The organism is Sphingomonas sp. EU05-FHT14C10, from assembly GCF_058790595.1.
In genome coordinates this window covers 48599-74500 of sequence record NZ_JBYTEN010000010.1, presented here as the reverse complement: position 1 = coordinate 74500, position 25902 = coordinate 48599, and the positions used below count along the sequence as shown (strand labels likewise).

The window sequence follows — 25902 nt, the reverse complement described above, 5'->3', positions numbered from 1 at the left end:
CATGCGCGTGCGTCTCAACGTCTATTTTCCGCCCGAGCTGGCCCGTCAGGTCAGCGAGCTGGCGATCCGCCGCCGCATCTCGCGCTCGGCGATCGTGGAAGCCGCCGTCACCTCCTGGATGTCGCCGGACGGCGCCGACCGGATGGAGGCGGCCTTCGCCCGAAGGCTCGACCGGCTTTCGCGGCAGGTCCAGCGGCTCGAACGCAACACCGGCCTCACCACCGAGGCACTGGCGCTTTTCGTCCGCTTCTGGCTGGCGGTGACGCCGCCGCTGCCCGACGAGGATCAGGCGGCCGCCCAGGTCAAGGGCCGCAAGCGCTATGAGGGTTTTGTCGAGACGCTGGGCCGCCGCTACGCCAGCGGCAAGAGCCTGCTCGACGAAATACCGGAGGATATTGCAGGTCGTGACGGCGGCTCCACCGACACATGACAGTGCAGCGAACCAGCCGGGGCCGGCCATGCGCGAATCGGCCAGGTATCTTCACGAAATAGCGCGGGCGGAGAGCGGTGCTGAAAGCGTCAGACCGCAACGCGCACTTATCTGCCGCCGTCACTACTACGCCCTGACATAGTTGTTGCCTCGCGCGATTTCCTGTCTCTCTTGATGTGCCCCTGACGCCGGGCGGCGGTTCGCCCGGCCTAATTCAGGGGCCGTTTCTTGTCCGTCCAGCCGATCCGATCCGAAGCGAACACGCGCGGCGCGCGGATGCTGCGCACGGCGCTGGGGCCGTCGATCGCGGCCTGGCTCGACGATGCCGCCGTGATCGAGGTGATGCTGAACCCGGACGGACGGCTGTGGGTCGACCGGCTCGGCGAGGGCATCAGCGACACCGGCATGACGCTGGCCGCCGCTGACGGCGAGCGCATCGTCCGCCTGGTCGCGCATCATGTCGGCGTCGAGGTTCATGCCCGGTCCCCGCGCGTCTCCGCCGAGCTGCCCGAAGGGGGCGAGCGGTTCGAGGGGCTGCTGCCGCCCGTCGTCGCGGCCCCGGCCTTCGCCATCCGCAAGCCCGCCGTCGCGGTGTTCACGCTCGACGACTATGCGGCCGCCGGGATCATGTCGCCGGCCGAGGCGGCGGCATGCCGCGATGGCGTCGCCGCTCGCGCCAACATCCTCGTGGCGGGCGGCACCGGCAGTGGCAAGACCACGCTGGTCAATGCGCTGCTGGTGGAAGTCGCCAAGACCACCGACCGTATCGTCCTGATTGAGGACACGCGGGAGCTGCAATGCGCCGCGCCGAACCTCGTCGCCATGCGCACGAAGGATGGCGTCGTCTCGCTGTCCGATCTCGTCCGGTCCTCGCTGCGCCTGCGCCCTGATCGCATCCCGATCGGCGAGGTGCGCGGCGCCGAGGCGCTCGATCTCCTCAAAGCCTGGGGCACCGGCCATCCGGGCGGCATCGGCACGATCCACGCCGGAACCGCGCTCGGCGCGCTGCGCCGTATGGAGCAGCTCATTCAGGAGGCCGTCGTCACGGTCCCGCGCGCGCTGCTGGCCGAGACCATCGACCTGATCGCCGTGCTCGTCCGCGACGGGCACGGCCGCCGCCTCGCCGAGCTGGCCCGCGTCGAAGGGCTCGACGCCGCGACCGGCGACTACCGCCTCACGCCGCTCACCACCCCCCAGACCGGAGACCTGCCATGACCAACGACGCCACGCCTCTCAGGACCATGAAGGGCCGCCTGCTCGGCGGCACCGTGCTCGACCGCCTCGGCCATATCGGCATCACCGCGGCCGGGCTGCTCTACGCGATGCCCGCCCATGCGGGCGGATCGTCGATGCCGTGGGAGGCGCCGCTCCAGTCTATCCTCGAAAGCATCGAGGGGCCGGTCGCCAAGATCATCGCGGTGATGATTATCATCGTGACCGGGCTGACCCTGGCCTTCGGCGATACGTCGGGCGGGGCACGGCGGATGATCCAGATCGTGTTCGGTCTGTCGATCGCGTTCGCCGCGTCGAGCTTCTTCCTCTCGTTCTTTTCCTTCGGTGGCGGAGCGATGGTCGCATGACCGGCGCGGCCGATCATGGCGAGCCCATCGCGGGCTACTTCGCGCCGGTCCACCGGGCGCTGACCGAGCCGATATTGCTCGGAGGCGCCCCGCGCTCGCTCGCCATCGTCAACGGGACGCTGGCAGGCGCGATCGGGCTGGGCCTGCGCCTCTGGATCGCCGGCCTCGCGATATGGGCGATCGGCCATGCGCTCTCGGTATGGGCCGCGCGGCGCGATCCCCAGTTCGTCGACGTGGCCCGCCGCCACCTCCGCTACCCGACATGGATGCAGCCATGATGAGCTTGCGCGAATACAGGAACGGCGCCGCGCATCTCGCCGACTTCCTGCCCTGGGCCGCGCTGGTCGGGACAAGCGTCGTTCTCAACAAGGACGGCAGCTTTCAGCGCACCGCCCGTTTTCGGGGACCGGACCTTGATTCCGCCACGCCAGCCGAGCTGGTCGCCACCACGGCGCGGCTCAACAATGCGCTGCGCCGTCTCGGCTCGGGCTGGGCAATCTTCGTCGAAGCGCAGCGCACGCCCGCGCTCGACTATCCGGAATCGGACTTTCCCGATCCGGTCTCGGCGCTGGTCGATATGGAGCGGCGCGAACAGTTTCGCGAAGAAGGCGCGCATTTCGAGAGCGACTATTATCTGACGCTCCTCTGGATGCCACCGGCCGAGGACGCCGCCCGCGCCGAAACCTGGCTCTATGAAGGCCGTTCCGGCACGGGCGTCGATCCGTGGGAATTGCTCCAGAGCTTTACCGATCGCAGCGACCGGGTGCTCAATCTGGTCGAGGGCTTCGTGCCCGAGGTTTGCTGGCTCGATGACGGCGAGACGCTGACTTACCTGCACAGCACGATCTCGACCCGGCGCCAGCGCGTGCGCGTGCCGGAAACGCCGATGCATCTCGACGCGCTGCTCGCCGACGAGCCGCTGACCGGCGGGCTGGAGCCGAAACTCGGCGACCATCATCTGCGCACGCTGACGATCACGGGATTCCCGAGCGTCACCTTCCCCGGCCTGCTCGACGAACTGAACCGGCTCGCCTTCGAGTATCGCTGGTCGACCCGCGCGATCATGCTCGACAAGACCGACGCGACGAAGCTGCTGACCCGCATCCGCCGCCAATGGTTCGCCAAGCGCAAAAGCGTTGCTGCGATCCTCAAGGAAGTGATGACCAACGAGGCATCGACGCTGCTCGACAGCGATGCCTCGAACAAGGCGGCCGACGCCGACACTGCCTTGCAGGAGCTGGGCGCCGACTACGCCGGCATGGCCTATGTCACCGCCAGCGTGACGGTGTGGGACCGCGATCCCGCCATTGCGGCTGAAAAGCTGCGGCTGGTCGAAAAGGTCATCCAGGGTCGCGACTTCACCGTGATCCCCGAGGGCATGAACGCGATCGAGGCGTGGCTTGGGAGCCTCCCCGGCCACACCTATGCCAACGTCCGCCAGCCTCCGATTTCCACCATCAATCTCGCCCACCTGATCCCCCTGTCAGCAGTATGGGCGGGGCCGGAACGGGACGAGCATTTCGGTGCGCCCCCCTTGCTTTATGGCAAGACCGAAGGCTCGACCCCGTTCCGGTTTTCCCTTCATGTCGGCGATGTCGGGCACACCCTCATCGTCGGGCCGACCGGCTCCGGCAAGTCGGTGCTGCTTGCACTGATGGCGATGCAATTTCGCCGCTACGAGAACGCGCAGGTCTTCGCCTTCGATTTCGGCGGCAGCATCCGCGCGGCTGCGATCGGTATGGGCGGCGACTGGCAGGATCTCGGCGGGATGCTCGCCGACGAGGCCGGGGACGGCGTGCAGCTCCAACCGCTCGCCCATATTGACGACCCAGCCGAACGCGCCTGGGCCGCCGAATGGCTGGCGGCGATCCTCGCATCCGAGAATGTGACCGTCGACCCGCAGGCCAAGGAGCATATCTGGTCGGCGCTGACCTCGCTCGCCACCGCGCCGATCGCGGAACGGACCCTGACGGGCCTTGCCGTCCTGCTCCAGAGCCAGCAGCTCAAGCAGGCGCTCGCGCCCTGGTGCGTGGGCGGAGCATGGGGCCGGCTGCTCGATGCCGAGACCGAGCGGCTTGGCGAGGCCACCGTTCAGGTGTTCGAGACCGAAGGCTTGATGGAAAGCGGCGCGGCCCCGGCCGTCCTGTCCTACCTGTTTCACCGCATCGCGGGGCGGCTCGACGGCAGCCCGACGCTCATCGTCATCGACGAGGGCTGGCTGGCGCTGGGATCGCCCGCGTTCGCCAAACAGCTTTCGGAATGGCTGGTGACGCTGCGTAAGAAGAACGCCAGCGTCATCTTCGCCACCCAGTCGCTCGCGCAGATCGAGGGCAGCACGATCGCGCCCGCCATCGTCGAGAGCTGTCCGACCCGGATATTCCTGCCGAACGAACGCGCGGTCGAACCGCAGATCGCGGTGATCTACGAGCGGTTCGGGCTCAACGCCCGCCAGATCGAAATCCTGAGCCGGGCGACGCCGAAGCGCGATTATTACTGCCAGTCAAGGCGCGGCAACCGCCTGTTCGAGCTGGGGCTTGGCGAGGTCGCGCTGGCCTTCGCCGCCGCCTCTTCCAAGACCGATCAGCGCCGGATCGCGGAGCTGGTGGAGGCGCATGGCGCGCCTGCCTTCGCGGCCGAATGGCTGCGTCACCGCGGCTGCGCCTGGGCGGTCGAGCTTCTTCCCGAACCTCAACCCGATCCGCTGGCCGGAAACCGGGAAGATACCGGCCAGCTCCCCCTTGCCTTGAAGGACATGATCCCATGAAAGCCACCATCCTGCGCCGCGCCATGCTGGCCGGCGCGATCGCCACGTCCGGCATGATCGGCACCACCGCCGCGACGCCCGCGCACGCCCAGTTCGGCGGGATCGTCTATGACCCGACCAATTACGCCCAAAACGTGCTGACCGCCGCCCGGTCGCTCCAGCAGATCAACAACCAGATTCAGCAAATTCAGCAGCAGGCGACGAGCCTCATCAACGAGGCGCGCAATCTCGCTTCGCTGCCGCTCTCGACGGTCGACGTTCTCCAGCAGCAGGTCCGGCAGACGCAGCAGCTGCTTAGGCAGGCCCAGCGCATCGCCTACGATGTCCGGGACATCCAGAGCGCCTTCACCGACCGTTACAAGGGCACCGCGCTCACCGGCACCAACGCCCAGATGATCGCCAATGCGAACGCGCGCTGGGAGGACAGCGTCGGCGCGTTCCAGGACTCCTTGCAGGTGCAGGCCGGCGTCGTCGGTAATATCGAGGGCGCGCGCACCACGATGAACAGCCTGGTCTCGGCCAGTCAGTCGGCGACCGGCGCGCTCCAGGCCGCGCAGGCGGGCAACCAGCTTCTCGCCCTGCAATCGCAGCAGCTCGCCGACCTCACCGCCGCCGTCGCGGCGCAGGGACGGGCGCAGTCGCTCGACGCCGCGCGGCAGGCCGCGATCGAGGCGGAGGGGCGCGAACGCTTCCGCCGCTTCTTCGGCCGCGACTGACAGGAGAAGCCGCATGTCGCGCAATGCAAAGATCGCCGGTGTCGCCGCGCTCGGCGGCATCATGCTGGCCGTGGCGCTCGCGGGCTCGCGCGAACCGCATGAACCGCAGCTTGAAGCCGTCCTGCCCGTCCTTGAAGAAGGAGAGCAGGAGAAGCGGCTGGCGCGCGAACTGGAACGCTGCGCCACGCTCACCATGCCGGATTCCGGCTGCGAGGCGGCATGGGCGGAAAAGCGCCGCCGCTTCTTCGGCAAGGATGCCGACGCGCCCGCGCCGGGCGAGCATCCTGCGCTTCCCGCCGCATATGACAGCGACGGCAGCCGGGCTGACGAGGCGATCCGGCCGGAGCTTCCCGGCCCCTTTGTCCCCGCCGATCAGGCCGGGAGCACCGCGCCGTGAGTGACACCGGGATCGTCGATACCTTCCTCGACACCTTCACCAGCTACATCGACAGCGGCTTTGGCCTGCTCGGCGGCGAGGTCGGCTTCCTGTCCTCGACCCTTATCGCGATCGACGTGACCATCGCCGGGCTGTTCTGGGCCTGGGGCGCCGATGAGGACGTGATCCAGCGGCTGGTCAAGAAAACCCTCTATATCGGCGCCTTCGCCTTCATCATCGGCAATTTCCAGACACTGGCGACGATCCTGTTCGACAGCTTCGCGGGGCTGGGGCTCAAGGCGAGTGGCGATGCCCTCAGCCTCGCGGAGTTCATGAAGCCCGGCACGATCGCTGCAAAGGGTCTCGATGCGGCGCAGCCACTGATCGACGCGATGGAGGCCTATAACAGCCTCTGGTCGGTGTTCGCCAATCTCGCGATCATCGCCGTGCTGCTGCTCGCCTATCTGATCGTCGTCCTCGCCTTCTTCATTATCGCCATCCAGATATTCATCACCCTGATCGAGTTCAAGCTGGTGACGCTGGCCGGATTCGTCCTGCTGCCCTTCGCCTTCTGGAACCGCACCGCGTTCATGGCCGAAAAAGTGCTCGGCCATATCGTCTCCAGCGGGATCAAGGTGCTGGTGCTCGCGGTCATCACCGGGATCGGCACGACCCTGTTCAGCACGTTCACGGCGACGGTCGGTCCCGAACCCGACGCGCGGCAGGTTCTGGCGATCGCGCTCGGCGCGCTGTCGCTGCTCGGCCTGTCGATCTTCGGCCCCGGCATCGCCAACGGGATCGTCTCGGGCGGGCCGCAGCTCGGCGCGGGCGCGGCGGCCGGCACCGTGCTGGCGGCGGGCGGCGCGCTGGTCGGTGGCGCCGCCGCCGCGAAGCTCGGCGTCGGCGCTGCCGCCTCGACCATAGGCGCGACCGGGCGGATGGGTGCGGCAGCCGCGCAAGGCGGCGCGCGCATGGCGGGCGGCGCGGCGGGCGCCTACAGCGTCGGCTCGCTCGGCAGGAGCGGCGCGGGCGCTGTGGCGGGCGGCATGGCCGCTGTCGGACAGACGGCGGCGACCGGCGCCGTCAATGCCGCGCTCTCGCCGCTGCGCCGGATGGCCGGCAAGGCGAGCGCATCCATGAAGGACAACTTCCGCACAGGCGCCCGCGCCGGGCTGGGCGTCGCTCCCGCATCGGGAAGTCCCGCGCCCGCGGCATCGCCGGCAGCCCCGGCTTCCGCGCCGCCCGCATGGGCCTCGGCCATGAAGCAGCGCCAGTCCGCGACCCACGGCGCGACCGTCCTCGCTCACACGATGAAGGCCGGCGACAGCCACGGCGGCGGCGGCGGTCCCGACGTCAAGGAAAGGGAGTGATCCGAAAATGTTCCGACGACCCACCATCCGCTACGGCCAGACCCCCGAACCCGCGACGCCCTACCAGCGCGCCGCGCAGGTCTGGGACGACCGCATCGGTTCCGCCCGCGTGCAGGCGAAGAACTGGCGCCTTGCCTTCTTCGGCGCGCTCGCCCTGTCCGGTGGGCTCTCGGCCGGACTCGTCTGGCAATCCGCCCGCGGCCATATCGTGCCCTGGGTGGTGCAGGTCGATCGGCTCGGCGAAGCGCAGGCCGTCGCTCCCGCCGAAACCGGCTACCGCCCGACCGATCCGCAGATCGCGTTCCATCTCGCCCGGTTCATCGAGCAGGTCAGGGCGATCCCGGCCGATCCGGTCATCGTCCGGCAGAACTGGCTCAGGGCTTACGATTTCACGACCGACAAGGGCGCACTGGCGCTCAACGACTACGCGCGCGCCAACGATCCGATCGCACAGGTCGGCAAGGTGCAGGTCGCGGTGGACGTCTCCAGCGTGATCCGTGCCTCCGGCGACAGCTTCCGCGTCGCCTGGATCGAGCGGCGCTATCAGGACGGCAGTCTCGCCGAGACGACCCGCTGGTCGGCGATCCTCACTGTCGTTGTCCAGACCCCGCGCACCCCCGACGCGCTGCGCAAGAACCCGCTCGGCGTGTTCGTCAACGCCCTCAACTGGAGCAAGGAGCTGTCGCAATGACACGCATGTCCGCCCGCCATGCCGCCAGCGCGGTTATGTTATTGTCCGCAACCGCGCTGGCCGGCTGCGCCACCTCATCGGCGAAAGCGCCGAGCATCGCTTACGATGATCCACCGCGCGAGATCGCGGCCACGCCGGCCGCACAACCGCCACGCGTGGTCGAGGTGGTGACTATCCCCGAACCGCTGCCGCTTCCGGGCCAGTTGAAGCCGGTCACGCAAAGCGCCTCGCCGCGAGAAGCGACCGATCCGCGCCGCCGCGTCGGGGCCGCGAACGCGGCCGCCCGCGTGCAACCCACCCGCGACGGCTATGTGAACGCCATCCAGCAATATCCCTGGACCGAAGGCGCGCTTTATCAGGTATATACCGCGCCCGGCCAGGTGACGGACATCGCGCTTCAGGAGGGCGAGCAGCTCGTCGGGCCGGGGCCGGTCGCGGCCGGCGACACCGTGCGCTGGATCATCGGCGACACGGTGAGCGGCAGCGGCGCGACGGCGCGCGTGCATATCCTCGCGAAGCCCACGCGGCCCGACATTTTCACTAACCTCGTCATCAACACCGACCGGCGCACCTATCATATCGAACTGCGCGCGACGGCCTCGACCTATATGGCGTCGGTGTCGTGGACCTATCCGCAGGACGCGCTGATCGCCCTGCGCGGCGCAAACGCCGCCGCTGCCGCCTCGGCCCCCGTCGCCACCGGCATCGACATCGCGGCGCTCAATTTCCGCTACCGGATCGAGGGCGACCGCGTGCCGTGGAAGCCCGTGCGCGCCTTCGACGATTCCGCGCAGGTGTTCATCGAGTTCCCGGCCGGGATCTCGCAGGGCGAGATGCCGCCGCTGTTCGTGACCGGCGCGGCTGGCGACGCCGAGCTGGTCAATTACCGCGTGCAGGGGCGCTATATGGTGGTCGATCGCCTGTTCGCCAGCGCGGAATTGCGCCTGAGCGACAAGCGCACCGAGCGGCGCGTGCGAATCGTGCGCGACGGCGCGGACACGTCCCGCAGGGGGCGGTGATGGCCGATCCCACCAATACGCCCGTCCAGCCAGCGCCGCAGGCATCCCCCCAACCCGCATCCGCGAACCCCGCCGCCTTTCAGCTTCGCGGGCCTGCGCCGCGCGTCATGCGCCTTTCGAGGAAGGCGCTGGCGACGCTCGGCGTGGTCGCGGGGCTCGGTATCGGCGGCTCGCTCTGGTATGCGCTCGCGCCCAAAGGAGAACAGGCGGCGAAGGAACTCTACAATACCGACAGCCGCGCCGCATCCGAGACCATCACCTCGGGGCCGAAGGATTACGGCCAGGTCCCGAAGCTCGGCCCCAGGCTTCCCGGCGATCTCGGCGGCCCGATCGTCTCGGCGCAGCAGCGCGGGGAGAATGTGCCCGTGCCACCGGTCGGCGCGCAGCCCGATCCGCGCATCCAGGCCGCCGAAGCCGCTCGCCAGCGCATCGCCCAGGAACGCGATGCAGCCCGCACCAGCATGGTGTTCCTCGGCGGAAGCAGCGCCGGGACCGGTGCGATGCCGTCCTTGCCGAGCCTCGCCATCGCAGCGCCGGAGGCCGCAGCTCCGCAACCGTCAGAGGCTGCGCAGGGCGACCAAGCCGCCAAGCGGGCGTTCATGGCGCAAGCGACCAATCAGCGCACTGTCAGCGCCGAGCGGCTGACCGCGCCGGCCTCGCCCAACATTGTCCAGGCCGGCAGCATCATCCCCGCCGCGCTGATCACCGGCATCCGTTCCGACCTTCCCGGCCAGATCACCGCCCAGGTGACGCAGAACGTCTATGACAGCATCACCGGGCGCATCCTGCTCATTCCGCAGGGCGCGCGGCTGATCGGCGAATATGACAGCGAGGTCGCCGCGGAGCAGACGCGTGTGCTGCTCTCCTGGGACCGCCTCATCATGCCGGACGGGCGCTCGATCGTTCTCGAGCGCCAGCCCGGAACGGACGCCGCGGGATTTGCGGGGCTACAGGGTCGCGTCAATCAGCATTGGGGCAATCTGCTGAAAGCCGCCGCCGTCTCGACCTTGCTCGGCGTCGGCGCCGAGCTGGGGGCCGACAGCGAGGACGACCTCACCCGCGCGCTTCGGCGGGGATCGCAGGACACCATCAACCAGACCGGACAGCAGGTCGTGCGGCGGCAGCTCAATGTGCAGCCGACGCTCACCATCCGGCCGGGGCATCCGCTCAGGGTCGTCCTGACGAGAGATTTGATCCTCGAACCCATCGGAGCAACGCGATGACCAAACTCAAGCTGGGGCAGATCCCCGAGGACAAGCCCGTCAAGCTCGCCGTGGAACTGCCCGCGCCGCTGTTCGAGGATTTACGGCGCTACGGCGAGATTCTCGGCGAGGGCAGCCCGATCCCGCCCGCGCGCCTGATCGCGCCGATGCTGGAGCGGTTCATGGCCACCGACCGCGCCTTTCGCCGGCATCGCGCGCAGGGGGACTGAAAGCCCGTTCGCGTGGTCAATTGCCAAAGAACTTCTTGTGCCGCGCTCGGCCCTCCGCCTCGGTCACGGCCATCTCGGCATTGAAGCATTCGTCGCCGCGCGTCGAGCCTTCCGCGCACTGTGTCAGAACCTGCCGGGCCTCGTCGAGATGCGCCGCGAAATATTGCTTGCCGCGCGGCTCCGCGGGCGCGGCGACGGGCACAGGACTCGCGACCGCTGCTGCCGGTTCGGCCGGCGCGATCACCGGGCGCAGAACGAAACCCGCTCCGAACCCGACGATCAGCGTGACCAGCACGATGATGAGTGTCTTTCCCTGCGTCATGACGGCTCCTTTCTCCGGTTGCAAATCAGGCCGGCCGTTGGTTGCGATCCCGCCTGTTAACGTCGCATGTCACTGTCTCGCGCGGTCACGGGATGTCGAAGGACAGCGCATAGCGGTCGCGCACGAAGGCGAGGAAACGCCTCAGCGCGGGATTGGCGTTGTCCTTTCGCCAGTAGCCCGAATAGTTGATGAAGGCCGGTCCCTGCTCGCCCTGGACGGGGCGATAGATGACGTCGGGATAGCGAGCGCCCGTCGCGCCCTCGCAGACGATCGACACGCCCAGACCGCCGCCCAGCACGCTCAGGATCGCCTCGCGGCTGGCCTGATGCATCCTGATATCGGGAGGCTCGCCCGCCATCATCAGGCGGCCGAGCAGCAGGTCGCGGATTTCCGGGCCGGGATCGGCGGCAGGCAGCAGAAAGCGCTCGCGCCGCAAATCGGTCCAATGAACGGCCTCGCTTGCGGCAAGGGCATGATCTGCCGGCAACGCGGCCATGACACGCTCGTTCCACAACCCCTCACGCCGGAATCCGGCATGGCCCGCTTCGCCGACCAGGACCGCGATATCGATCTCGCCCGTATCGAGCCCCGCGAGCAGCGCGCCCCGGTCGGCTTCCACGCCGTCGATCTCGACATCGGGATTTGCCGCTCGCCAGCCCAGTATGGTGGCGCGCAGATGGCCGGCCGAGATCGCGCTGTTGTGTCCGATCATAAGTCCCCCCGCGCGGCCCTGGCCCGCCGCCCGCATCGTTGCCACCATCTTGTCCGCGTTCGCCACCATCGACCGCGCCGCGCGGATGAACTGCGCGCCGGCGAGCGTCATGCTGACGCCGCCCTGCGAGCGGTTGAAAATCCGTCCGCCGATCACCCGCTCCAGCTTCAGGATGGCCCGGCTCAACGTCGACTGCTCCACGTCCAGCACCCTGGACGCGCGATAGAAGCTGCCATGATCCGCCGCGGCGATGGCGTAGCGAAGTTGGCGAATGTCGAAAGGCATATCTATTTCTTCAATCCGACATGGTCAGTACAATCTGAATGGCCGATACCGAGTATAACTCGGTATCGGCTGTAGAATCCCAAGGAAGGCACTCTGTTTTTATGCGCTAGATTAGCCGCTTTATGTCGGCATACTGGCCTTGAGTTTCCAGAAGCACGGTCACTTCGGCATCACCCCGATTGCGCCAATACCAACCATGATTGCCGTTAAACGCAGCCGTAATTACGCCTTCGCCCCTGGAAAGGCCGCGCTTCTTTTCGTAGCTGATCGATTGTCCGCCGCCGTCACCGTGGAGGTCGACATTCACGGCTCCGCCTTGAACGGTCCAGACGAAGCTCGCCTTTTCCCCTCGTTTCATCACGAGCTTCACCTCTGCACCCTCGCCGGGTTTCAGAGTGACGCTCATCCGATCAGTCCGGCCCGGCGCAGCGTCGACTGCGGGCGGGGCGTCGGCGCTCTGCCCAGGGGCGATGGTTCTTCCTGATGCAGCGGCCTCGATGATGGCCCTGCTTCTGGCATCATTCGCGGCGGTATCAACTTTCCTGTCCGCTTCGGCCTCTTCGGCGAGTTGGCGCTTTATATCCCCCATATCAGTGAAACCGAGCGCGCGGCCGATTCCGGTAGGATCGACACCATATTCGGCCGGGAGCACGATCGTGACGAGGAGCGCGACGGCTGTCACGGCAGCGATCACGGTCGAACGGATAAGCTGGCCGGATGACGGCAGTTCGGCTTGTGAGGGTATGGGCGTGTTATACATGGTTCAAATCCTTTGATCAGGCGACGACCCAGCCGGTGAGCTGATATCCGATCAGCACGAACCCGGCGGTCATCATCACGACGTTGGCGGTGTAGGCATGACGCCAGAAGCTCGGCGTTCGGCGCCAGAAGCCCATGATGATCAGAATGGCGGCGAGCGCGAGCAACTGACCGAGTTCGACGCCGACATTGAAGGCCAGCAGGTTAGGCAGCAGGCCGTCGGGAGAAATCTCATAGTCGATGATCTTGTTCGCCAAGCCGAAGCCGTGGCAGAAACCGAATATCAGCGTTGCAGCCTTGGTGTTCGGCTGGAAGCCGAACCAGCGTTGGAACGCCCCAAGGTTGTCGAGCGCCTTATAGACGATCGAAAAGCCGATGATCGCGTCAATAATATAGCTGTTGATGCCGAAGTCGAAGAAAACGCCCAGCAGCATGGTCGTCGAATGGCCGATCGCGAACAGGCTGACATAGATCGCGATATGCTTCATCCGATAGAGGAAGAAGATGATCCCGAACAGAAATAAAATATGATCGTATCCCGTCACCATATGTTTGGCGCCGAGATACATAAACTCCAGCAGGTGAACCCCGCTGATCTCCTGGATATAGCCCTTATCGCCTTCGGCGACGGCATGGGCGAAGGCGGTGCCGGTCCAAAGAACGAGGCTCAGCCCGGTCAAGAACAATAACAATAGGAGCCGGGAGGACGCACGTCGTCCGTGCGCCGGCTCAGTAAAAGCCTGTATCATGAGAATACCTGTCTATCTATGTGAATTGCCGCGCTGGCGCGGCGTCGCGGTCACATCGAGGACAGGTACTCCGGGGGGCGGTCCATAGGGTCGCTGTTGCGGCCGCTCAATATCGGTCCGGCCTGAGGTGGCCATCCCTGTTGCACAAGAGGGAGATCGACGCCTGACTGGGCAACACCGATAGGCGTATCATGGCTATGGTCGGCCGGGTTATGCCCATGCACATGGCCACGCACGCGCTCGCCATCATCGCCGTCGTCATGGATGTGGCCGTGGGCAGCGGATTGCTGCTTTAATTCGGCATGGCGTTCTGCCTCCGCAGCGAGCGTTGCACTAGGGGCGTGGCGTGCAATAGCCTGACAAGCGGAAAGTTGCACAGCAAAGGCGAGCAGGCCCAACAGAAAGCGGCGGAATGTTTGACTTGAAAACAGTGTGGACATGGCTCCGTCGCTGTTCTTTCCCGGCTGCGTCGGTTAGAGATATTTAGAGATAGCTTGAAACTCAGCCATCGCCTTTTCGCCGTGCGCCGGATCGCCACCGATGCAGTGGCTGAGGTGATCCTGGATCAAGGTTCGCTTGGCGGTCGCGATCGCCTTTTCGACCGCCTGCAATTGCATGGCGATATCGGAGCAGGATCGTCCGTTCTCGATCATGTCCACGATGCTGCGTAAATGACCGGTAGCCCGGTTGAGGCGTTTGACGATTGCGGGATGGGTCGAGTGAGGATGGGGATGGGACATCTTCTTATCATCGTTACCTAAGGTCATGCTGTCGAGACGTAGTTTTCGGTTCACCGACCGCCAGGTAGGAATTTGATCATGATGCCACCGACCGAAAGAGCGATCGACACCAGTCCTTTATTGACCTTTTAACCGCAACGAGGATAAAGGCAAGTATCCCCCTGGGGGGATATGCCCGACTCGTTGGAAACCATGCTCGCCGTTCTTGCGAACCGAACCTACCGGCATCTGCTGCTCGCCCAGGTCATCGCCCTGGTCGGGACCGGCCTTGCGACCGTGGCGCTCGGCTTGCTGGCCTACGATCTCGCTGGCGGCAATGCGGGCGCTGTCTTGGGAACAGCTCTCGCTATCAAGATGGTCGCCTATATCGGGATTGCGCCCATCGCCGGGGCCTTTGCTGATCGCGTCCCGCGCAGGGCGCTGCTCGTTTCTCTGGACCTCGTGCGCGCGGCCGTTGCGATCTGCCTGCCCTTCGTGAGCGAGATTTGGCAAATCTATGTCCTGATCTTCGTGCTCCAGGCTGCCTCGGCCGCATTTACGCCGACCTTCCAGGCGACCATTCCCGACGTCCTGCCCGATGAGCGCGACTATACCCGCGCGCTCTCGCTGTCGCGCCTCGCCTATGACATGGAGAATATCACCAGCCCGATGCTGGCGGCCGCCTTGTTGACCGTGATCAATTTCCATTGGCTGTTTTCCGGCACGGCGATCGGTTTCATCGGTTCGGCGCTGCTAGTCGTTTCGGTCATTCTGCCGCGCGCCGAGCGGTCAGCAGATCGGCAGGAAAGCCTCTATGCCAAGACCACGCGCGGGATGCGTATCTACCTCCAGACGCCGCGCTTGCTCGGTCTGCTGGCGATTACCTTGTCCGCCGCCGCCGCCAGCTCTATGGTAATCGTCAACACCGTGGTCATCGTCCAGAGCTTACTCGGGATGGCCCAACGCGACGTGGCGCTGACTCTGGCAGCTTATGGTCTGGGTTCGATCGCCGCAGCCCTGCTTCTGCCCCGATTGCTCGACAGGATCGATGATCGAAGGGTTATGGTCGGTGCAGCTGTCGCCCTGTCTGTGGGCCTCGGCGCAATGACCTGGATCAGTATCGCCGTTCCGGTCGGTCCTTCGTACTGGCACATGTTGCTCGCTGGTTGGGTCGTGCTGGGGATCGCATATTCGATGAGCGTCACGCCTTCGGGGCGGTTGCTCAAACGATCGGCCAATGCAGAAGACAGGCCGGCGCTGTTTGCCGCACAGTTTGCTCTCAGCCACATATGCTGGCTGATATGCTATCCGCTGGTTGGTCAACTCGGCGCCAATATCTCCATGACCGCTGCGTTCGGTGCGATGGCGATTTTTGCAAGTGCGGGCACGATTTTTGCCTTGCTATTTTGGCCGTCTGACGACCCCGATGTCGTGCCGCACGAGCATGACGATCTACCGAAGGATCATGAGCATATTCGTCTATATCATACGGGCGACGGTGCCGCACACGCCTATATGATCGACGATCTCCACCCGCATTGGGCGAGGCGGGCATGAGGGCCGTTCGCTGTCTTGCGGGAAGGTCGGGATTGCCGATTTGCGCATTTGCCGATAGTAAAAAGAAGATGCGCCTCGGCCAACGCCATGTCCTTCATGCAAAAGCCGCCAATCGATACCTCATCGTTGGCGCGCTGTTGGCCATGCTAGCGATGCTCAACGTGCTCGGCTTGAATGCTTGGCACAGTTCGATGGCCGGCCATGATGAGACGAGGATCGAAAGCGCTCTTGTCCAGCATGATGACGATAGTCCGTCCATGCCGGAAGTCGATCTTCATAAGGCGACCCACACGGTCATTCATGGGTTGGCGGACATCGTGCCTAGCACTGGCATGACTGCTACTTTCTTCGCCGTTTCAGGCGACTGGTTCGTTTCCAAAGACTTCGTCATCAGCGGTCTTTTACCGGAAGCCCTTCTGCGTCCCCCACGAGGCTGATGCCCGCGCGCCGACCGGCGTTCCGCAAGCATAACCTCAAGGAAAATCCAAATGACCGATTATATCGGCCAACGGCGCGTTCGCGTGGCGCTGTTTGGCCTGTTCACGGCGGCCGGCGGCCTGATGTGCACAAGTGTAAACGCGCAAACCGCCCCGCCTTTCGCAGAACTCTTTCGCGAGACACAGGAAGCGCCGCGTCAGGTGATCCTGGAAGCAGATGTCGAACGCGCCGAGGGCCTGGCCCGGCAAGCACGGGCACGGCCCAATCCCAGCATTGGGGTGATGACCGAGAACATCGCCGGTCAACAGCCCTATAGAGGTTTCGACCGGGCCGAGAGCACACTGCAACTCAACCAGGTCATCGAGCTGGGCGGCAAACGCTCCGCGCGCATTGCGGCTGGCGAAGCGGGAGTCGTAGCCGCTCGCGCCAGGAGCAGGGATGGTCGCCTGGCCTATGCCTATGATCTTGCCCGCGCTTACGGCGCGGCGGAGATCGCTGATCGACGAATCACTCTGGCGGAAGATGAAGTCGAGAAGGCCGAGACTGACCTGCGTGCTGCACGCGCGCTCGTTGGGGCTGGAAAGGAAGCGCGGCTGCGCAGCCTTCAGGCCGAGACCGAGGTCAATTCTTTACGGGCATCCGTGGACACGGCGAAGGCCGAGCGGGTCGGCGCCTATGCGCGCCTTTCCGCGCTTGCTGGTCAGACGACACCGTTCACTACCTTGTCCGAACCTCTCCTGGGAAGGTTCGAGGCGCGGTCCGGCTATGGTCCCGTGGACCCGATGCAGACCGCACCTTACCTCGCCGCCAAGGCTGAGCGAGAGGCGGCAGCGCATCGTGTGATCGTGGCACGGCGTCAAGCAGTGCCGGACGTGACGGCGTCAGTCGGCGTCCGTCGTTTGGAAGTCGACAAGGCCAATGCGATCATCGCGGGGATAACTGTCCCCTTTCCGCTGTTCGATCGCAATCGCGGGAACATTGCCGCCGCCCAGGCGGAGCTACGCGGCGCGGAAGCGCGGGCAAATGCTACCTTGCTAGAATTGGAAGCAGAAATCAGCGCCGCTGTCGCCCTCAACGAAGCGGCGGACGCGCGTGTCGCAGCGGCCGAACAGACGCTGCGAACGGCAGACGAGACCTACCGGCTTGCTCGCATCGCCTACGAGTCCGGCAAGTCGCCCCTGATCGAACTCATCGCGGCAAGGCACGGGCTGGGACTTGCGCGCGGGGTCGTTCTCGACGCTGCCGCTGCCCGCCTCGATGCCCGCGCCAATCTCGCCCGTCTCCAGGGCCTCACCATCACCGGAGAACCGGTCCAATGAACGACAAGAACCGCCTCTATGCCGGTGCCGCCCTTGGGCTGGTCGCCGCCGCCGCGCTCGGCTTCGGTGCCGCGCGCCTCACGCAGCCTTCCGCCTCTGCTCCGGCAGCAGAAACGGAGTCGCAAGCTTCGGCTGCACCAACCGATACGATAGCCATATCGCAGCAGGGCATCGCCGCGTCACAGATCGGCATTGCTCCCGCCGCGTCCGGTGAACTGGACGCGGCGATCCCGGCCGCCGCCACGGTTGAAGCTACGCCGGATGCCGAGGCGGTGTTGACCGCAAGAGCGCCCGGCACCGTGACCCGAATCTTCAAGCGGATCGGCGATCCCGTCGGGCAAGGTGAAACCCTCGCTCTCGTTGAGAGCCGGGATGCTTCGACGATCGCCGCCGATCAGGCGGCGGCGGCGGCGCGCGTCACGCTCGCCAACCGCCAGCTCGCGCGTGAGCGGGGCTTGCTGGCGCAAGGTGTGAGTCCGAGAGCTGACTATGAAGCCGCCGAAGCGAATCTCGCCGTCGCACAGGCCGATGCCCGCCGGGCGAGCGCGGCTGCGGGCGCAGCAAGGGTGTCGAGAGACGGCCGCTCGGTCGCGGTGGTGAGCCCGGTCAGTGGCCGCATCACGTCGGCTCCCGCCAATCTCGGCCAGTTCGTCGCTGCGGAAACCGAACTGTTCCGCGTTGCCGATCCGCGCCGTCTGCAAATCACGGCCAGCATTCCTCCGGCAGACGCCGGGCGCGTGCGCACAGGCGATCGCGTCGAACTCACCGTCAGCGACGGCCGCACCATCGAGGGCCGCGTCCGGTCCGCGACCGGCGTGATCGATCCGCAGAGCCGGGCAGCGACCGTCGTCATCGAGCCGAAGGGTGACGCGGGCTTGCTCGCTCCGGGGCAGCTCGTCCAGGCGCGCATTTTTGCGAGCGGCGGTGCCGTCAAAGATGGCGTTATGGTGCCGCAGGATGCCGTGCAGACGATCGGGGATCGCACCGTCGTCTTCGTTCGGACCCGTGACGGCTTCAAGGCGCAGACGGTCCAGGCCGGCAGCCGCAGCGGCGGGCTCGTTGCCATCGTCTCCGGCCTCAAGGCCGGGACGCCGATCGCCACCACCAACGCTTTCCTGCTGAAAGCCGAACTCGAAAAGGAGTCGGCGGAATGATCGCGCGTATCCTCAGCCTCTCGGTGAGGGGGCGATGGTTCGTCGCCTTCCTCGTCCTCATCATCGTCGGCATCGGCGCATGGCAAATCACCAAACTGCCGATCGACGCCGTGCCCGACGTCACCAACCGTCAGGTGCAGATCAACACCTTCAATCCGACGCTTGGTCCCGTCGACATGGAAAAGCAGGTCACGTTTCCGGTCGAAACCGCGTTGGCCGGTATTCCCGGCCTCACCCTGACCCGATCACTGACGCGCAACGGATTCAGCCAGGTGACGGCGGTATTCACCGACGACACCAACATCTATTTCGCGCGGCAGCAAGTGACCGAACGGCTCGCCCAGGCAAGGGATAGCCTGCCTGCCGGCGTCCAGCCCAATCTGGCGCCGCTCAGCACCGGCCTCGGGGAGATTTTCTTCTACTCGGTCGCCTTCCGCCATCCCGACGGGAAGGGCGTGAAGATCGAGAACGGAAAGCCCGGCTGGCAGTCGGACGGCAGCTATCTCACGCCCGAAGGCGAGAAGCTGACGACCGAACTCGCCAAGGCGGCTTATCTGCGGACGGTGCAGGACTGGATCATTCGCCCGCAGATGCGGACGGTGCAGGGCGTGGCCGGCGTCGATTCCAACGGCGGCTATGTGAAGCAGTATCTCGTCCAACCCAACCTCAATGCGCTGGCTTCCTATGGTCTCTCGATCACGGAGCTGGCAGACTCGCTGGAGCGGGCCAACCTCTCTGCCGGTTCCAATTACATTCGGCGGGCCGGTGAAAGTTTCCTTGTCCGCGCCGACGCACGCCTCAAGTCGATCCAGGACATTGAGGAGGCGGTCGTAGCCACGCGCGCCGGCGTGCCGGTGCGTGTGAAGGATGTCGGTCACGTCGAGATCGGTGGCGCGGTCCGCACCGGCTCGGGCAGCCGCATGGGATCGGAGGCGGTCATTTCGACCGTGCTGATGCTGACCGGCAGCAACAGCCGGATCGTTGCCACCAGCGCGGCAGACAAGCTCACGGAAATCAACCGGGCACTTCCACCCGACGTCTTCGCGGAGCCCGTTTACAATCGTTCCAAGCTCGTCAACGCCACCATCGCCACTGTCGAGAAGAATCTCGTCGAAGGCGCTTTGCTCGTCATCGTCGTCCTGTTCCTGCTGCTGGGCAATATCCGTGCAGCGCTCATCACCGCGGCAGTGATCCCGATCACCATGCTCATGACCGCTACCGGCATGAACAGGCTCGGCGTGTCGGGAAACCTCATGAGTCTCGGCGCGCTCGACTTCGGCTTGATCGTCGACGGCGCGGTCATCATCGTGGAGAACGCGCTCAGACGCCTTGCGGAGCGGCAGGAGCATGAAGGACGGCTTCTTACCCGATCCGAACGCATGGAGGAAACCACACTCGCCGCACAGGAGATGATCCGGCCGACCGTCTATGGCCAGCTCATCATCTTCCTGGTCTTCGTGCCGCTGCTCACCTTCCAGGGCGTCGAGGGTAAGACCTTCGCGCCGATGGCGATCACCCTGATGGTGGCGCTCGCGTCCGCCTTCGTGCTGTCGCTGACCTTCGTGCCCGCCATGATCGCGCTCGTGATCACCGGCAAGGTCAGCGAGACGGAGGTGAAGCCGATCCGCTGGTTCAAGGAGAAATACGCGCCACTCCTGACCAAAGCGGTGGCGCATCCACTGCCGTTTGTCGCCAGTGGCGCGGGCGTGTTCGTGGCGGCGATATTCGCCTTCGGCCTGCTCGGCGAGGAGTTCATGCCGCAGCTCGACGAGAAGGACATCACCGTTACCAACTTCCGCGTGCCCTCGGCCTCAATCGACCAGTCGACGCAGATGCAGCTTCAGATAGAAAATGCGCTGAAATCGCTACCGGAGGTGGCATTGGTCTTTTCCAAGAACGGCAACGCCGACCTTGGCACCGACCCGATGCCGCCCAACGCCTCGGACACCTATGTCATCCCCAAGCCCGAGGATGAGTGGCCGGCCGAGGTCAAGTCGAAGGAGGACATCCTTAAGCGAATCGAGGAACGGATGAAGCCGCTGATCGGCAATCGCACCGAGATTCAGCAGCCCATTCAGATGCGCTTCAACGAACTCATCGCCGGCGTGCGCGCGGATGTCGCGGTCAAGCTCTATGGCGACGACCTCGGCGCGATGAGTGCCCAGGCCAACCGGATCGCCGGTATCCTTCGCTCGATACCGGGCGCCGGTGACGTCAGCGCAGAGCAAACATCGGGTGCGCCGACCTTCGACGTTAAGATCGATCGGCAGGCTGCGGCGCGTTACGGCCTGTCGGTCGAGGAGGTGGCGAACACCGTCGCCGCCGCGCTCGGCGGGCGCGAGGCCGGGCTGCTGTTCGAGGGCGATCGGCGCTTCTCAGTGGTGGTGCGACTGCCGGACGCGCAGCGCGACGATCTGGAAACGCTTGGCGCGATTCCGGTCATGCTGCCCGCAGGACCGGGCGAGGTCGCGCGCTCGATCGCGCTGCGCGAGGTGGCACGGTTCAGCTACACACAAGGGTTGAACCAGATCAGCCGTGAGAACGGCAAGCGCATGGTCGTCGTGCAGGTCAATGTGCGCGGTCGCGATCTCGGGGGCTTCGTCACCGAAGCCCAGGAGAAGATCGGCCAGCTCAATCTGCCCGCTGGCATGTATACCGATTGGGGCGGCACGTTTGAAAGCCTCCAGTCGGCACGTTTGCGCCTGCTGATTGTGGTTCCGATCTGCTTCCTCGCCATTTACGCACTGCTTTACATGGCGCTCGGCGGCTTCGTGCCGGCGGCGATCGTGTTCTCGGCAGTGCCGATGGCGCTGGCGGGTGGGGTGTTTGCGCTGCTGTTGCGTGGCATACCCTTCTCGATCACGGCGGCGGTTGGGTTCATCGCCCTGTCGGGCGTCGCCGTGCTCAACGGCCTCGTCATGATGAGCGCGATCCGAAAGCGGCGTGACGATGGCGTCGATGAGGATGAAGCGATCATCGGCGGCGCGATGGAACGTGTCCGGCCAGTGCTGATGACCGCATTGGTCGCCAGCCTCGGCTTCGTGCCGATGGCGCTCGCCACGGGCACCGGCGCCGAGGTGCAGCGTCCGCTCGCGACAGTCGTGATCGGGGGCCTCATCACCTGCACGGCGCTCACCCTGCTGGTCCTGCCGGCGATCACTGCGCTCATGTCCCGCTACATGGCCGGGCGCGGGCAAAGGGATGAGCGCGCAGAGCCGCATGAGCCCTTGCCGGCCAACTAGCAAGAGGGGCCGGCGGCGAACCGCAAACGTCGTCGGCCCCTCGACACGAAACGAAGAGAGGACAGCGTTATGACAGCCAAATCCTATTCCTTGCTCCGTATCTTCACCGATGAACTGGCGATGAGCGGCGACCGTCCCGTGTTCGAGGTGATTCTGGAGAAGGCGAAAGCGCATAAACTGCTTGGAGTGACGGTCCTGAACGGGCGTGTCGGCTTCGGGCATTCCAAACTGATTCATGCCTCTGGCTTCCTCGATCGCAATGATCCCCTGGTCGTTGAAATCGTCGACGAAGACGAGCGCCTTCGGACGTTCGTGACGGAGATCAACACCATACGTAGCATCGGGCTCATCACGATCGCGCCGGTCGAGACATTGCTCGGCGCGCGCGACGATCAAGCCTGAAAAGGCCGTCGAGACGTCGGGAGCTGAGCCATGTTCACCGTCGAGAATGAAACCGTCATCCACACGTCGCTTCCGCGGGTTTGGACCGCCATCACGAGGTTTGACGATTACCCTCGCTGGCATCCTTTCGTCAGAATAACCGGTTCGCTGACGTCGGATACAAAGGTCGATTATTCGTTCCGCATGAAGACAGGCAATGCGCCTTTCCGAACCGTCGATGCCCGCATTGTAACGGTAGATGAGCAGCGGTGCTTTGCCCTGCGCTTCGGTCTGGGAAAGCTTTTCGCACTGGAGGAAAGCTACCTGCTCTCTGCAATCCCCCCAGGCGCGCGCGTGGTCCACAGTTTCCGCTGCACGGGGCTTTTATCCTTGCTGCCGCTCAAAGGTGCGAAGCGACTTTTCGGTTCGTTGCTCAGGGCCGAGGACCGCTTGCTCGCGCGGCATCTTGCGCTCCGCAGGCCGTCAACTGCACCCAGGCGTCGCGCCAGGAAGGGCTTTCGCTCCGGTGCTTAAAATCGAGATTGGTTCGGGCCTGCCCCTTGAGGTCTGAACCACGCCGCGGGCGCTCGCCCCCGCGCTCGCGGCGAAATGTCCCCTCAGGGTGCGGGAAACGGGAGCCTCTATCGGGCGAACGGAAAAATGAAGCGACAGGAGGCAGCGTTACGATGAGTGAGGCAGTTGAACCCCGGGAAGACGGTGCGACCTGGCGCGACCTGATGACACGGGAACGCTGGATCGAAATTGGCCGGATACTGCTTACCGGCACGGTGGCGCTGCTGTATTGGCAACAGCTTGTGCCGATCCAGGTGCTTTGGGCTGCGGTCGTCATCGGCCTCTATCCGCTGGTCAGGACAGGGCTCGCCGACCTCATAACTGAACGTAAGATCGGCACCGAGATCTTCGTGACGATCGCGACCATTGTCGCGATATTCGGCGGCGAAACTGTGGCCGGCGCCGTCCTAATGGTCATCATTCTCATTGCGGAGTTCATTGCCGACCTCAATACCGATCGCGCTCGCGCCTCGATCAAGGCGCTGATCGGGTCCGTGCCCCAAACCGCGATCGTGCGGGATAACGGGTCGGAGCGCACGGTGCCGATCGCGGCGCTCAAGGCGGGCAACATCGTCCTCGCGCGAACCGGCGAGAAAATCCCGGTCGATGGCGTGGTCGTCGGCGGGCGAGCCTCGGTCAACCAGGCACCGATCACCGGTGAAAGCGTCCCCCAGGACAAGACGGAGGGTGCAGAGGTGTTCGCCGGCACCATCGTTGAAGCCGGCGCGCTCGACATCCGAACCGAAAAGGTCGGCGGCGATACGATCTTCTCCCGCATCATCGCGCTGGTCGAAAATGCCGAAGCCGAGGCTGCCCCCGTGCAGAAGCTGGCCGACAAGGTCGCGGGATGGCTGATCCCGGTCGTGTTCGTCTTCCTGATCGTCGTTTTTCTGGTGACGCGCGACGTCTCCAAGATCGTGACCTTGTTGATCTTCACCTCGCCGGCAGAGCTTGGCCTGGCGACGCCGATCGTCATGATCGCCGCGATTGCCAGGGCTGCTCGCAGCGGCATTCTCATCAAGGGCGGGCTCTATCTTGAGCAACTCGCCAAGGCAGACGCGATCGCCTTTGACAAGACCGGCACGCTGACCGCCAACAAGCCGTTAGTGGTCGACGTCAAGGTGACCAATCCAGATTTTTCGGAAACGACACTGCTGCGGATCGCGGCCGCCGCCGATCGCCGCTCAGCCCACCCTTTGGCCAAGGCGGTGGTCGAGGCGGCCGCCGAGGACGGAATCACAGTGCCGGAACCGGAAAACTACGAGCAGGTTCAGGGTCGAGGCGTTAGGGCGACCGTGGAAGGCAGAACCGTTCTCGTAGGTAATCCGGCTTTACTTCGCGAGAACGGCGTGTCCATCGCCTATGCTGTCGAAGATCGGGATCGCACGCCCGTCCACGTCGCGGTTGACGGCCGGTTTTGCGGGATCATCTTCATCGCCGATACGCTGCGCCCAGGGGCGCGAGAAGCCATCGCCGCTTTGAAGGAAAATGGCGTCAGACATATCGTCATGCTGACCGGCGACAATCAGACGACTGCTAACGCGATTGCGAGAGACTTGGGTGTCGATGAGGTCAAGGCCGACCTGATGCCCGAAGACAAAGTCGCCATGATCGCCGACTTGCAGAAGCGCGGCTATAAGGTTGCGATGGTGGGTGACGGCGTCAACGACGCGCCGGCACTCGCGCGTGCCGACATTGGCATCGCCATGGGCGGCGGCGGCACGCAGGCGGCGTTGGAAGCCGCTGACATCGCACTGATGACCGACGACCTCGGCAAGATTGTTGGCGCGCGCACTATCGCGCGTCGCGCCTATCGGACCGTCCAGGAAAATCTCTGGGTCGGTGTCGGAGTGGTCCATGTGCTTGGCATCACCGCCGCGCTCATGGGCTGGATTGGACCAATCCAGGCGGCGTTCATCCATCTGGGACCAGACGTTCTCGTGTTCCTTAATTCGGTCAAGCTTCTGCGCGTCAGGATTGCGGAAGCATGATGGAGGGGTCTCGGCGTTGGCCACCGAGTGCTGAGTCCTTCGGGCATAAGTGCGGAAACAGTCCGCGCCATGGGCGTCTCACTGGATGCCCATCGCGAACGAGGCAGGGAGACTGAGGCATGCGACATCCGAGCGAACGGCATCTGGTGCAGCGGGTCGGCTGGCTGCGAGCGGCAGTGCTCGGCGCTAATGACGGCATCATTTCAACCTCCAGCCTGGTGGTCGGCATCGCTTCGGCCCAGACGAGTTCGTCGACGGTAATGCTGACCGGCGTCGCAGCGCTTATCGCCGGCGCAATCTCGATGGCGGCGGGTGAGTATGTCTCGGTGAGCAGTCAGGCCGATGTCGAAGGCTCCGACCGGCTGCGCGAAACGCGCGAACATGCATCAGACCCCGAGGAGGAACGCCGCGAACTGGCCGCTGTCTATGAAGCGCGCGGGCTTGCACCCGACCTCGCCGTCCAGGTCGCCGAGCAGTTGATGCGCAGCGATCCGGTCGGCGCGCACATGCGTGACGAGCTTGGCATCACGTCCGAATTGGCGGCACGGCCGATCCAGGCGGCACTGGCGTCGGCGGCAACCTTCTGCGCAGGTGCGATCATACCGGTGTTAATGGTCGGCGTGGTCCCGCGCGCCTCGCTGGTCATCGCAATCACGATCGCGACGCTCGTCCTCCTCGCCATTCTCGGCGCGATCGGCGCAAGGGCAGGCGGCGCGTCGATGTGGCGTGGCGCGGTGCGGGTGACCTTCTGGGGCGCGATCGCGCTGGCAGCCACGGCGGGCATCGGCCACCTGTTCGGCACGACTGTGCAGTGAAGGATGCGAACCGCTATGCCTTCTGTCGATCGCGATGATCGCTATAGCGGCGCCCTATGCCGGGTTGTTCGTGACAGCGTTCGTCGCCGCGACCCTGCTGCCTGCACAGTCCGAAATCCTGCTCTCGGCGATGGCGATCAGTGGGCGATACGATCTGCTCCTGCTGCTGTTAAGTGCGACGGCAGGAAACACGCTCGGTTCGCTTTTCAATTGGCTGCTCGGACGCGGTTTCGAACGGCTGCGCGACCGGCGCTGGTTTCCGTTCAAGGCCGCCACGGTCGAGAAGGCCGTTTGCTGGTATGCCCGGTGGGGCAAATGGTCTCTCCTGCTTTCCTGGGCGCCGATTGTAGGAGATCCGCTAACCTTTGCGGCCGGATTGCTACGCACGCCTTTACGGGTCTTCCTGCCGCTGGTGTTGCTGGCCAAAGGCGGGCGCTATGCCGTGCTGCTGATCGCGGTCGAGGCTGTGCGGTAATCTGCGAAAGCTGCTGCGTGTCGCCTCACCAAA

The 25902-nt window shown here is 65.1% G+C and carries 28 protein-coding genes; 22 read left to right on the top strand and 6 right to left on the bottom strand.

The window, feature by feature from the left end; translation table 11 throughout:
- The first annotated feature begins 1 nt into the window (after position 1).
- The 12 genes from AC3WT0_RS11660 to AC3WT0_RS11605 all read left to right on the top strand — a co-directional run bounded on the left by AC3WT0_RS11660 (position 2) and on the right by AC3WT0_RS11605 (position 10378).
- Complete coding sequence (locus AC3WT0_RS11660; protein ID WP_060977342.1) at positions 2-430, top strand: ribbon-helix-helix domain-containing protein; 429 nt, start codon at positions 2-4, stop codon at positions 428-430.
- A 228-nt stretch (positions 431-658) separates the two neighbouring features.
- Complete coding sequence (gene trbB / locus AC3WT0_RS11655) at positions 659-1645, top strand: P-type conjugative transfer ATPase TrbB (RefSeq protein ID WP_062346140.1); 987 nt, start codon at positions 659-661, stop codon at positions 1643-1645.
- Complete coding sequence (locus AC3WT0_RS11650) at positions 1642-2010, top strand: TrbC/VirB2 family type IV secretion system protein (protein WP_099046471.1); 369 nt, start codon at positions 1642-1644, stop codon at positions 2008-2010. Before trbB ends, AC3WT0_RS11650 begins: the two co-directional genes overlap by 4 nt.
- On the top strand, positions 2007-2288 hold the full coding sequence (locus tag AC3WT0_RS11645; protein ID WP_021244356.1) for a VirB3 family type IV secretion system protein: 282 nt from the start codon (positions 2007-2009) through the stop codon (positions 2286-2288). Before AC3WT0_RS11650 ends, AC3WT0_RS11645 begins: the two co-directional genes overlap by 4 nt.
- Positions 2285-4774 carry a conjugal transfer protein TrbE gene (trbE, locus tag AC3WT0_RS11640; RefSeq protein WP_060977345.1) on the top strand — a complete coding sequence of 830 codons (2490 nt, stop codon included), beginning with the start codon at positions 2285-2287 and terminating at the stop codon, positions 4772-4774. Before AC3WT0_RS11645 ends, trbE begins: the two co-directional genes overlap by 4 nt.
- Complete coding sequence (trbJ, locus tag AC3WT0_RS11635) at positions 4771-5490, top strand: P-type conjugative transfer protein TrbJ (RefSeq protein WP_060977346.1); 720 nt, start codon at positions 4771-4773, stop codon at positions 5488-5490. The genes trbE and trbJ overlap by 4 nt, the downstream gene beginning before the upstream one ends.
- A 13-nt stretch (positions 5491-5503) precedes the next feature.
- Positions 5504-5887 (top strand): putative entry exclusion protein TrbK-alt, encoded by a 384-nt coding sequence (gene trbK-alt, locus AC3WT0_RS11630; protein WP_075151007.1) that lies wholly within the window; start codon positions 5504-5506, stop codon positions 5885-5887.
- Positions 5884-7236 (top strand): P-type conjugative transfer protein TrbL, encoded by a 1353-nt coding sequence (gene trbL / locus AC3WT0_RS11625; protein WP_060977347.1) that lies wholly within the window; start codon positions 5884-5886, stop codon positions 7234-7236. Before trbK-alt ends, trbL begins: the two co-directional genes overlap by 4 nt.
- A 7-nt stretch (positions 7237-7243) precedes the next feature.
- Positions 7244-7927, top strand: coding sequence for a conjugal transfer protein TrbF (gene trbF / locus AC3WT0_RS11620; RefSeq protein ID WP_060977348.1), 684 nt, complete (start codon positions 7244-7246; stop codon positions 7925-7927).
- The gene (gene trbG, locus AC3WT0_RS11615; protein WP_060977349.1) at positions 7924-8946 is read left to right on the top strand and encodes a P-type conjugative transfer protein TrbG; all 1023 of its coding nucleotides are present in this window, start codon (positions 7924-7926) and stop codon (positions 8944-8946) included. Before trbF ends, trbG begins: the two co-directional genes overlap by 4 nt.
- Positions 8946-10169 carry a TraB/TrbI/VirB10 family type IV secretion system protein gene (locus AC3WT0_RS11610; protein WP_492753704.1) on the top strand — a complete coding sequence of 408 codons (1224 nt, stop codon included), beginning with the start codon at positions 8946-8948 and terminating at the stop codon, positions 10167-10169. The genes trbG and AC3WT0_RS11610 overlap by 1 nt, the downstream gene beginning before the upstream one ends.
- A complete protein-coding gene (locus tag AC3WT0_RS11605; RefSeq protein WP_060977350.1) occupies positions 10166-10378 on the top strand; it encodes a DUF2274 domain-containing protein in 213 nt (70 codons plus the stop codon). The genes AC3WT0_RS11610 and AC3WT0_RS11605 overlap by 4 nt, the downstream gene beginning before the upstream one ends.
- A gap of 16 nt (positions 10379-10394) precedes the next feature.
- On the opposite strand, the gene AC3WT0_RS11600 is transcribed toward AC3WT0_RS11605, so the two are convergent.
- From AC3WT0_RS11600 to AC3WT0_RS11575, 6 genes are all read right to left on the bottom strand, one after another.
- The gene (locus AC3WT0_RS11600; RefSeq protein ID WP_060977351.1) at positions 10395-10700 is read right to left on the bottom strand and encodes a hypothetical protein; all 306 of its coding nucleotides are present in this window, start codon (positions 10698-10700) and stop codon (positions 10395-10397) included.
- A gap of 85 nt (positions 10701-10785) precedes the next feature.
- On the bottom strand, positions 10786-11697 hold the full coding sequence (locus tag AC3WT0_RS11595) for a LysR family transcriptional regulator (RefSeq protein ID WP_060977352.1): 912 nt from the start codon (positions 11695-11697) through the stop codon (positions 10786-10788).
- A 106-nt stretch (positions 11698-11803) separates the two neighbouring features.
- Positions 11804-12457: a hypothetical protein gene (locus AC3WT0_RS11590; protein ID WP_062344281.1), complete on the bottom strand. Its 654-nt coding sequence runs from the start codon at positions 12455-12457 to the stop codon at positions 11804-11806.
- 16 nt (positions 12458-12473) lie between these two features.
- Positions 12474-13136 (bottom strand): HupE/UreJ family protein, encoded by a 663-nt coding sequence (locus AC3WT0_RS11585; RefSeq protein WP_223811305.1) that lies wholly within the window; start codon positions 13134-13136, stop codon positions 12474-12476.
- A gap of 119 nt (positions 13137-13255) precedes the next feature.
- Positions 13256-13645 carry a hypothetical protein gene (locus AC3WT0_RS11580; RefSeq protein WP_124811103.1) on the bottom strand — a complete coding sequence of 130 codons (390 nt, stop codon included), beginning with the start codon at positions 13643-13645 and terminating at the stop codon, positions 13256-13258.
- 33 nt (positions 13646-13678) lie between these two features.
- Positions 13679-13945: a metal-sensing transcriptional repressor gene (locus tag AC3WT0_RS11575; RefSeq protein WP_060977355.1), complete on the bottom strand. Its 267-nt coding sequence runs from the start codon at positions 13943-13945 to the stop codon at positions 13679-13681.
- Positions 13946-14137: 192 nt separating this feature from the next.
- Here AC3WT0_RS11575 and AC3WT0_RS11570 point away from each other — a divergent pair, with 192 nt between their 5' ends.
- From AC3WT0_RS11570 to AC3WT0_RS11525, 10 genes are all read left to right on the top strand, one after another.
- Entirely contained in the window at positions 14138-15481 is a 1344-nt protein-coding gene (locus AC3WT0_RS11570) for an MFS transporter (protein ID WP_060977366.1), read from the top strand.
- 32 nt (positions 15482-15513) lie between these two features.
- Entirely contained in the window at positions 15514-15918 is a 405-nt protein-coding gene (locus AC3WT0_RS11565) for a hypothetical protein (protein WP_124811104.1), read from the top strand.
- Between the two features lie 51 nt (positions 15919-15969).
- Positions 15970-17238, top strand: coding sequence for a TolC family protein (locus tag AC3WT0_RS11560; RefSeq protein ID WP_492753703.1), 1269 nt, complete (start codon positions 15970-15972; stop codon positions 17236-17238).
- On the top strand, positions 17235-18392 hold the full coding sequence (locus AC3WT0_RS11555; protein WP_060977358.1) for an efflux RND transporter periplasmic adaptor subunit: 1158 nt from the start codon (positions 17235-17237) through the stop codon (positions 18390-18392). Before AC3WT0_RS11560 ends, AC3WT0_RS11555 begins: the two co-directional genes overlap by 4 nt.
- The gene (locus AC3WT0_RS11550) at positions 18389-21634 is read left to right on the top strand and encodes an efflux RND transporter permease subunit (RefSeq protein WP_060977359.1); all 3246 of its coding nucleotides are present in this window, start codon (positions 18389-18391) and stop codon (positions 21632-21634) included. The genes AC3WT0_RS11555 and AC3WT0_RS11550 overlap by 4 nt, the downstream gene beginning before the upstream one ends.
- A 69-nt stretch (positions 21635-21703) precedes the next feature.
- Positions 21704-22036, top strand: coding sequence for a DUF190 domain-containing protein (locus tag AC3WT0_RS11545; RefSeq protein WP_060977360.1), 333 nt, complete (start codon positions 21704-21706; stop codon positions 22034-22036).
- 30 nt (positions 22037-22066) lie between these two features.
- Positions 22067-22549, top strand: coding sequence for an SRPBCC family protein (locus tag AC3WT0_RS11540; RefSeq protein WP_062344279.1), 483 nt, complete (start codon positions 22067-22069; stop codon positions 22547-22549).
- A 152-nt stretch (positions 22550-22701) separates the two neighbouring features.
- The gene (locus AC3WT0_RS11535) at positions 22702-24579 is read left to right on the top strand and encodes a heavy metal translocating P-type ATPase (RefSeq protein ID WP_060978292.1); all 1878 of its coding nucleotides are present in this window, start codon (positions 22702-22704) and stop codon (positions 24577-24579) included.
- A 119-nt stretch (positions 24580-24698) separates the two neighbouring features.
- Entirely contained in the window at positions 24699-25394 is a 696-nt protein-coding gene (locus tag AC3WT0_RS11530; RefSeq protein WP_060978293.1) for a VIT1/CCC1 transporter family protein, read from the top strand.
- 70 nt (positions 25395-25464) lie between these two features.
- Positions 25465-25869 (top strand): YqaA family protein, encoded by a 405-nt coding sequence (locus AC3WT0_RS11525; protein WP_223806831.1) that lies wholly within the window; start codon positions 25465-25467, stop codon positions 25867-25869.
- Positions 25870-25902 lie beyond the last annotated feature (33 nt).

Excerpts from the sequence above, each read along its gene's own strand:
- trbE (WP_060977345.1), top strand. The coding sequence starts at position 2,285 with ATGATGAGCTTGCGCGAATACAGGAACGGCGCCGCGCATCTCGCCGAC.
- AC3WT0_RS11650 (WP_099046471.1), top strand. The coding sequence starts at position 1,642 with ATGACCAACGACGCCACGCCTCTCAGGACCATGAAGGGCCGCCTGCTC.
- AC3WT0_RS11535 (WP_060978292.1), top strand. The coding sequence starts at position 22,702 with ATGAGTGAGGCAGTTGAACCCCGGGAAGACGGTGCGACCTGGCGCGAC.
- AC3WT0_RS11590 (WP_062344281.1), bottom strand. The coding sequence starts at position 12,457 with ATGTATAACACGCCCATACCCTCACAAGCCGAACTGCCGTCATCCGGC.
- trbK-alt (WP_075151007.1), top strand. The coding sequence starts at position 5,504 with ATGTCGCGCAATGCAAAGATCGCCGGTGTCGCCGCGCTCGGCGGCATC.
- AC3WT0_RS11555 (WP_060977358.1), top strand. The coding sequence starts at position 17,235 with ATGAACGACAAGAACCGCCTCTATGCCGGTGCCGCCCTTGGGCTGGTC.
- AC3WT0_RS11575 (WP_060977355.1), bottom strand. The coding sequence starts at position 13,945 with ATGTCCCATCCCCATCCTCACTCGACCCATCCCGCAATCGTCAAACGC.
- AC3WT0_RS11600 (WP_060977351.1), bottom strand. The coding sequence starts at position 10,700 with ATGACGCAGGGAAAGACACTCATCATCGTGCTGGTCACGCTGATCGTC.
- AC3WT0_RS11570 (WP_060977366.1), top strand. The coding sequence starts at position 14,138 with ATGCTCGCCGTTCTTGCGAACCGAACCTACCGGCATCTGCTGCTCGCC.
- AC3WT0_RS11645 (WP_021244356.1), top strand. The coding sequence starts at position 2,007 with ATGACCGGCGCGGCCGATCATGGCGAGCCCATCGCGGGCTACTTCGCG.
- AC3WT0_RS11540 (WP_062344279.1), top strand. The coding sequence starts at position 22,067 with ATGTTCACCGTCGAGAATGAAACCGTCATCCACACGTCGCTTCCGCGG.
- AC3WT0_RS11595 (WP_060977352.1), bottom strand. The coding sequence starts at position 11,697 with ATGCCTTTCGACATTCGCCAACTTCGCTACGCCATCGCCGCGGCGGAT.
- AC3WT0_RS11605 (WP_060977350.1), top strand. The coding sequence starts at position 10,166 with ATGACCAAACTCAAGCTGGGGCAGATCCCCGAGGACAAGCCCGTCAAG.
- trbJ (WP_060977346.1), top strand. The coding sequence starts at position 4,771 with ATGAAAGCCACCATCCTGCGCCGCGCCATGCTGGCCGGCGCGATCGCC.
- AC3WT0_RS11530 (WP_060978293.1), top strand. The coding sequence starts at position 24,699 with ATGCGACATCCGAGCGAACGGCATCTGGTGCAGCGGGTCGGCTGGCTG.
- AC3WT0_RS11560 (WP_492753703.1), top strand. The coding sequence starts at position 15,970 with ATGACCGATTATATCGGCCAACGGCGCGTTCGCGTGGCGCTGTTTGGC.
- AC3WT0_RS11545 (WP_060977360.1), top strand. The coding sequence starts at position 21,704 with ATGACAGCCAAATCCTATTCCTTGCTCCGTATCTTCACCGATGAACTG.
- AC3WT0_RS11660 (WP_060977342.1), top strand. The coding sequence starts at position 2 with ATGCGCGTGCGTCTCAACGTCTATTTTCCGCCCGAGCTGGCCCGTCAG.
- trbF (WP_060977348.1), top strand. The coding sequence starts at position 7,244 with ATGTTCCGACGACCCACCATCCGCTACGGCCAGACCCCCGAACCCGCG.
- AC3WT0_RS11580 (WP_124811103.1), bottom strand. The coding sequence starts at position 13,645 with ATGTCCACACTGTTTTCAAGTCAAACATTCCGCCGCTTTCTGTTGGGC.
- AC3WT0_RS11550 (WP_060977359.1), top strand. The coding sequence starts at position 18,389 with ATGATCGCGCGTATCCTCAGCCTCTCGGTGAGGGGGCGATGGTTCGTC.
- AC3WT0_RS11610 (WP_492753704.1), top strand. The coding sequence starts at position 8,946 with ATGGCCGATCCCACCAATACGCCCGTCCAGCCAGCGCCGCAGGCATCC.
- trbG (WP_060977349.1), top strand. The coding sequence starts at position 7,924 with ATGACACGCATGTCCGCCCGCCATGCCGCCAGCGCGGTTATGTTATTG.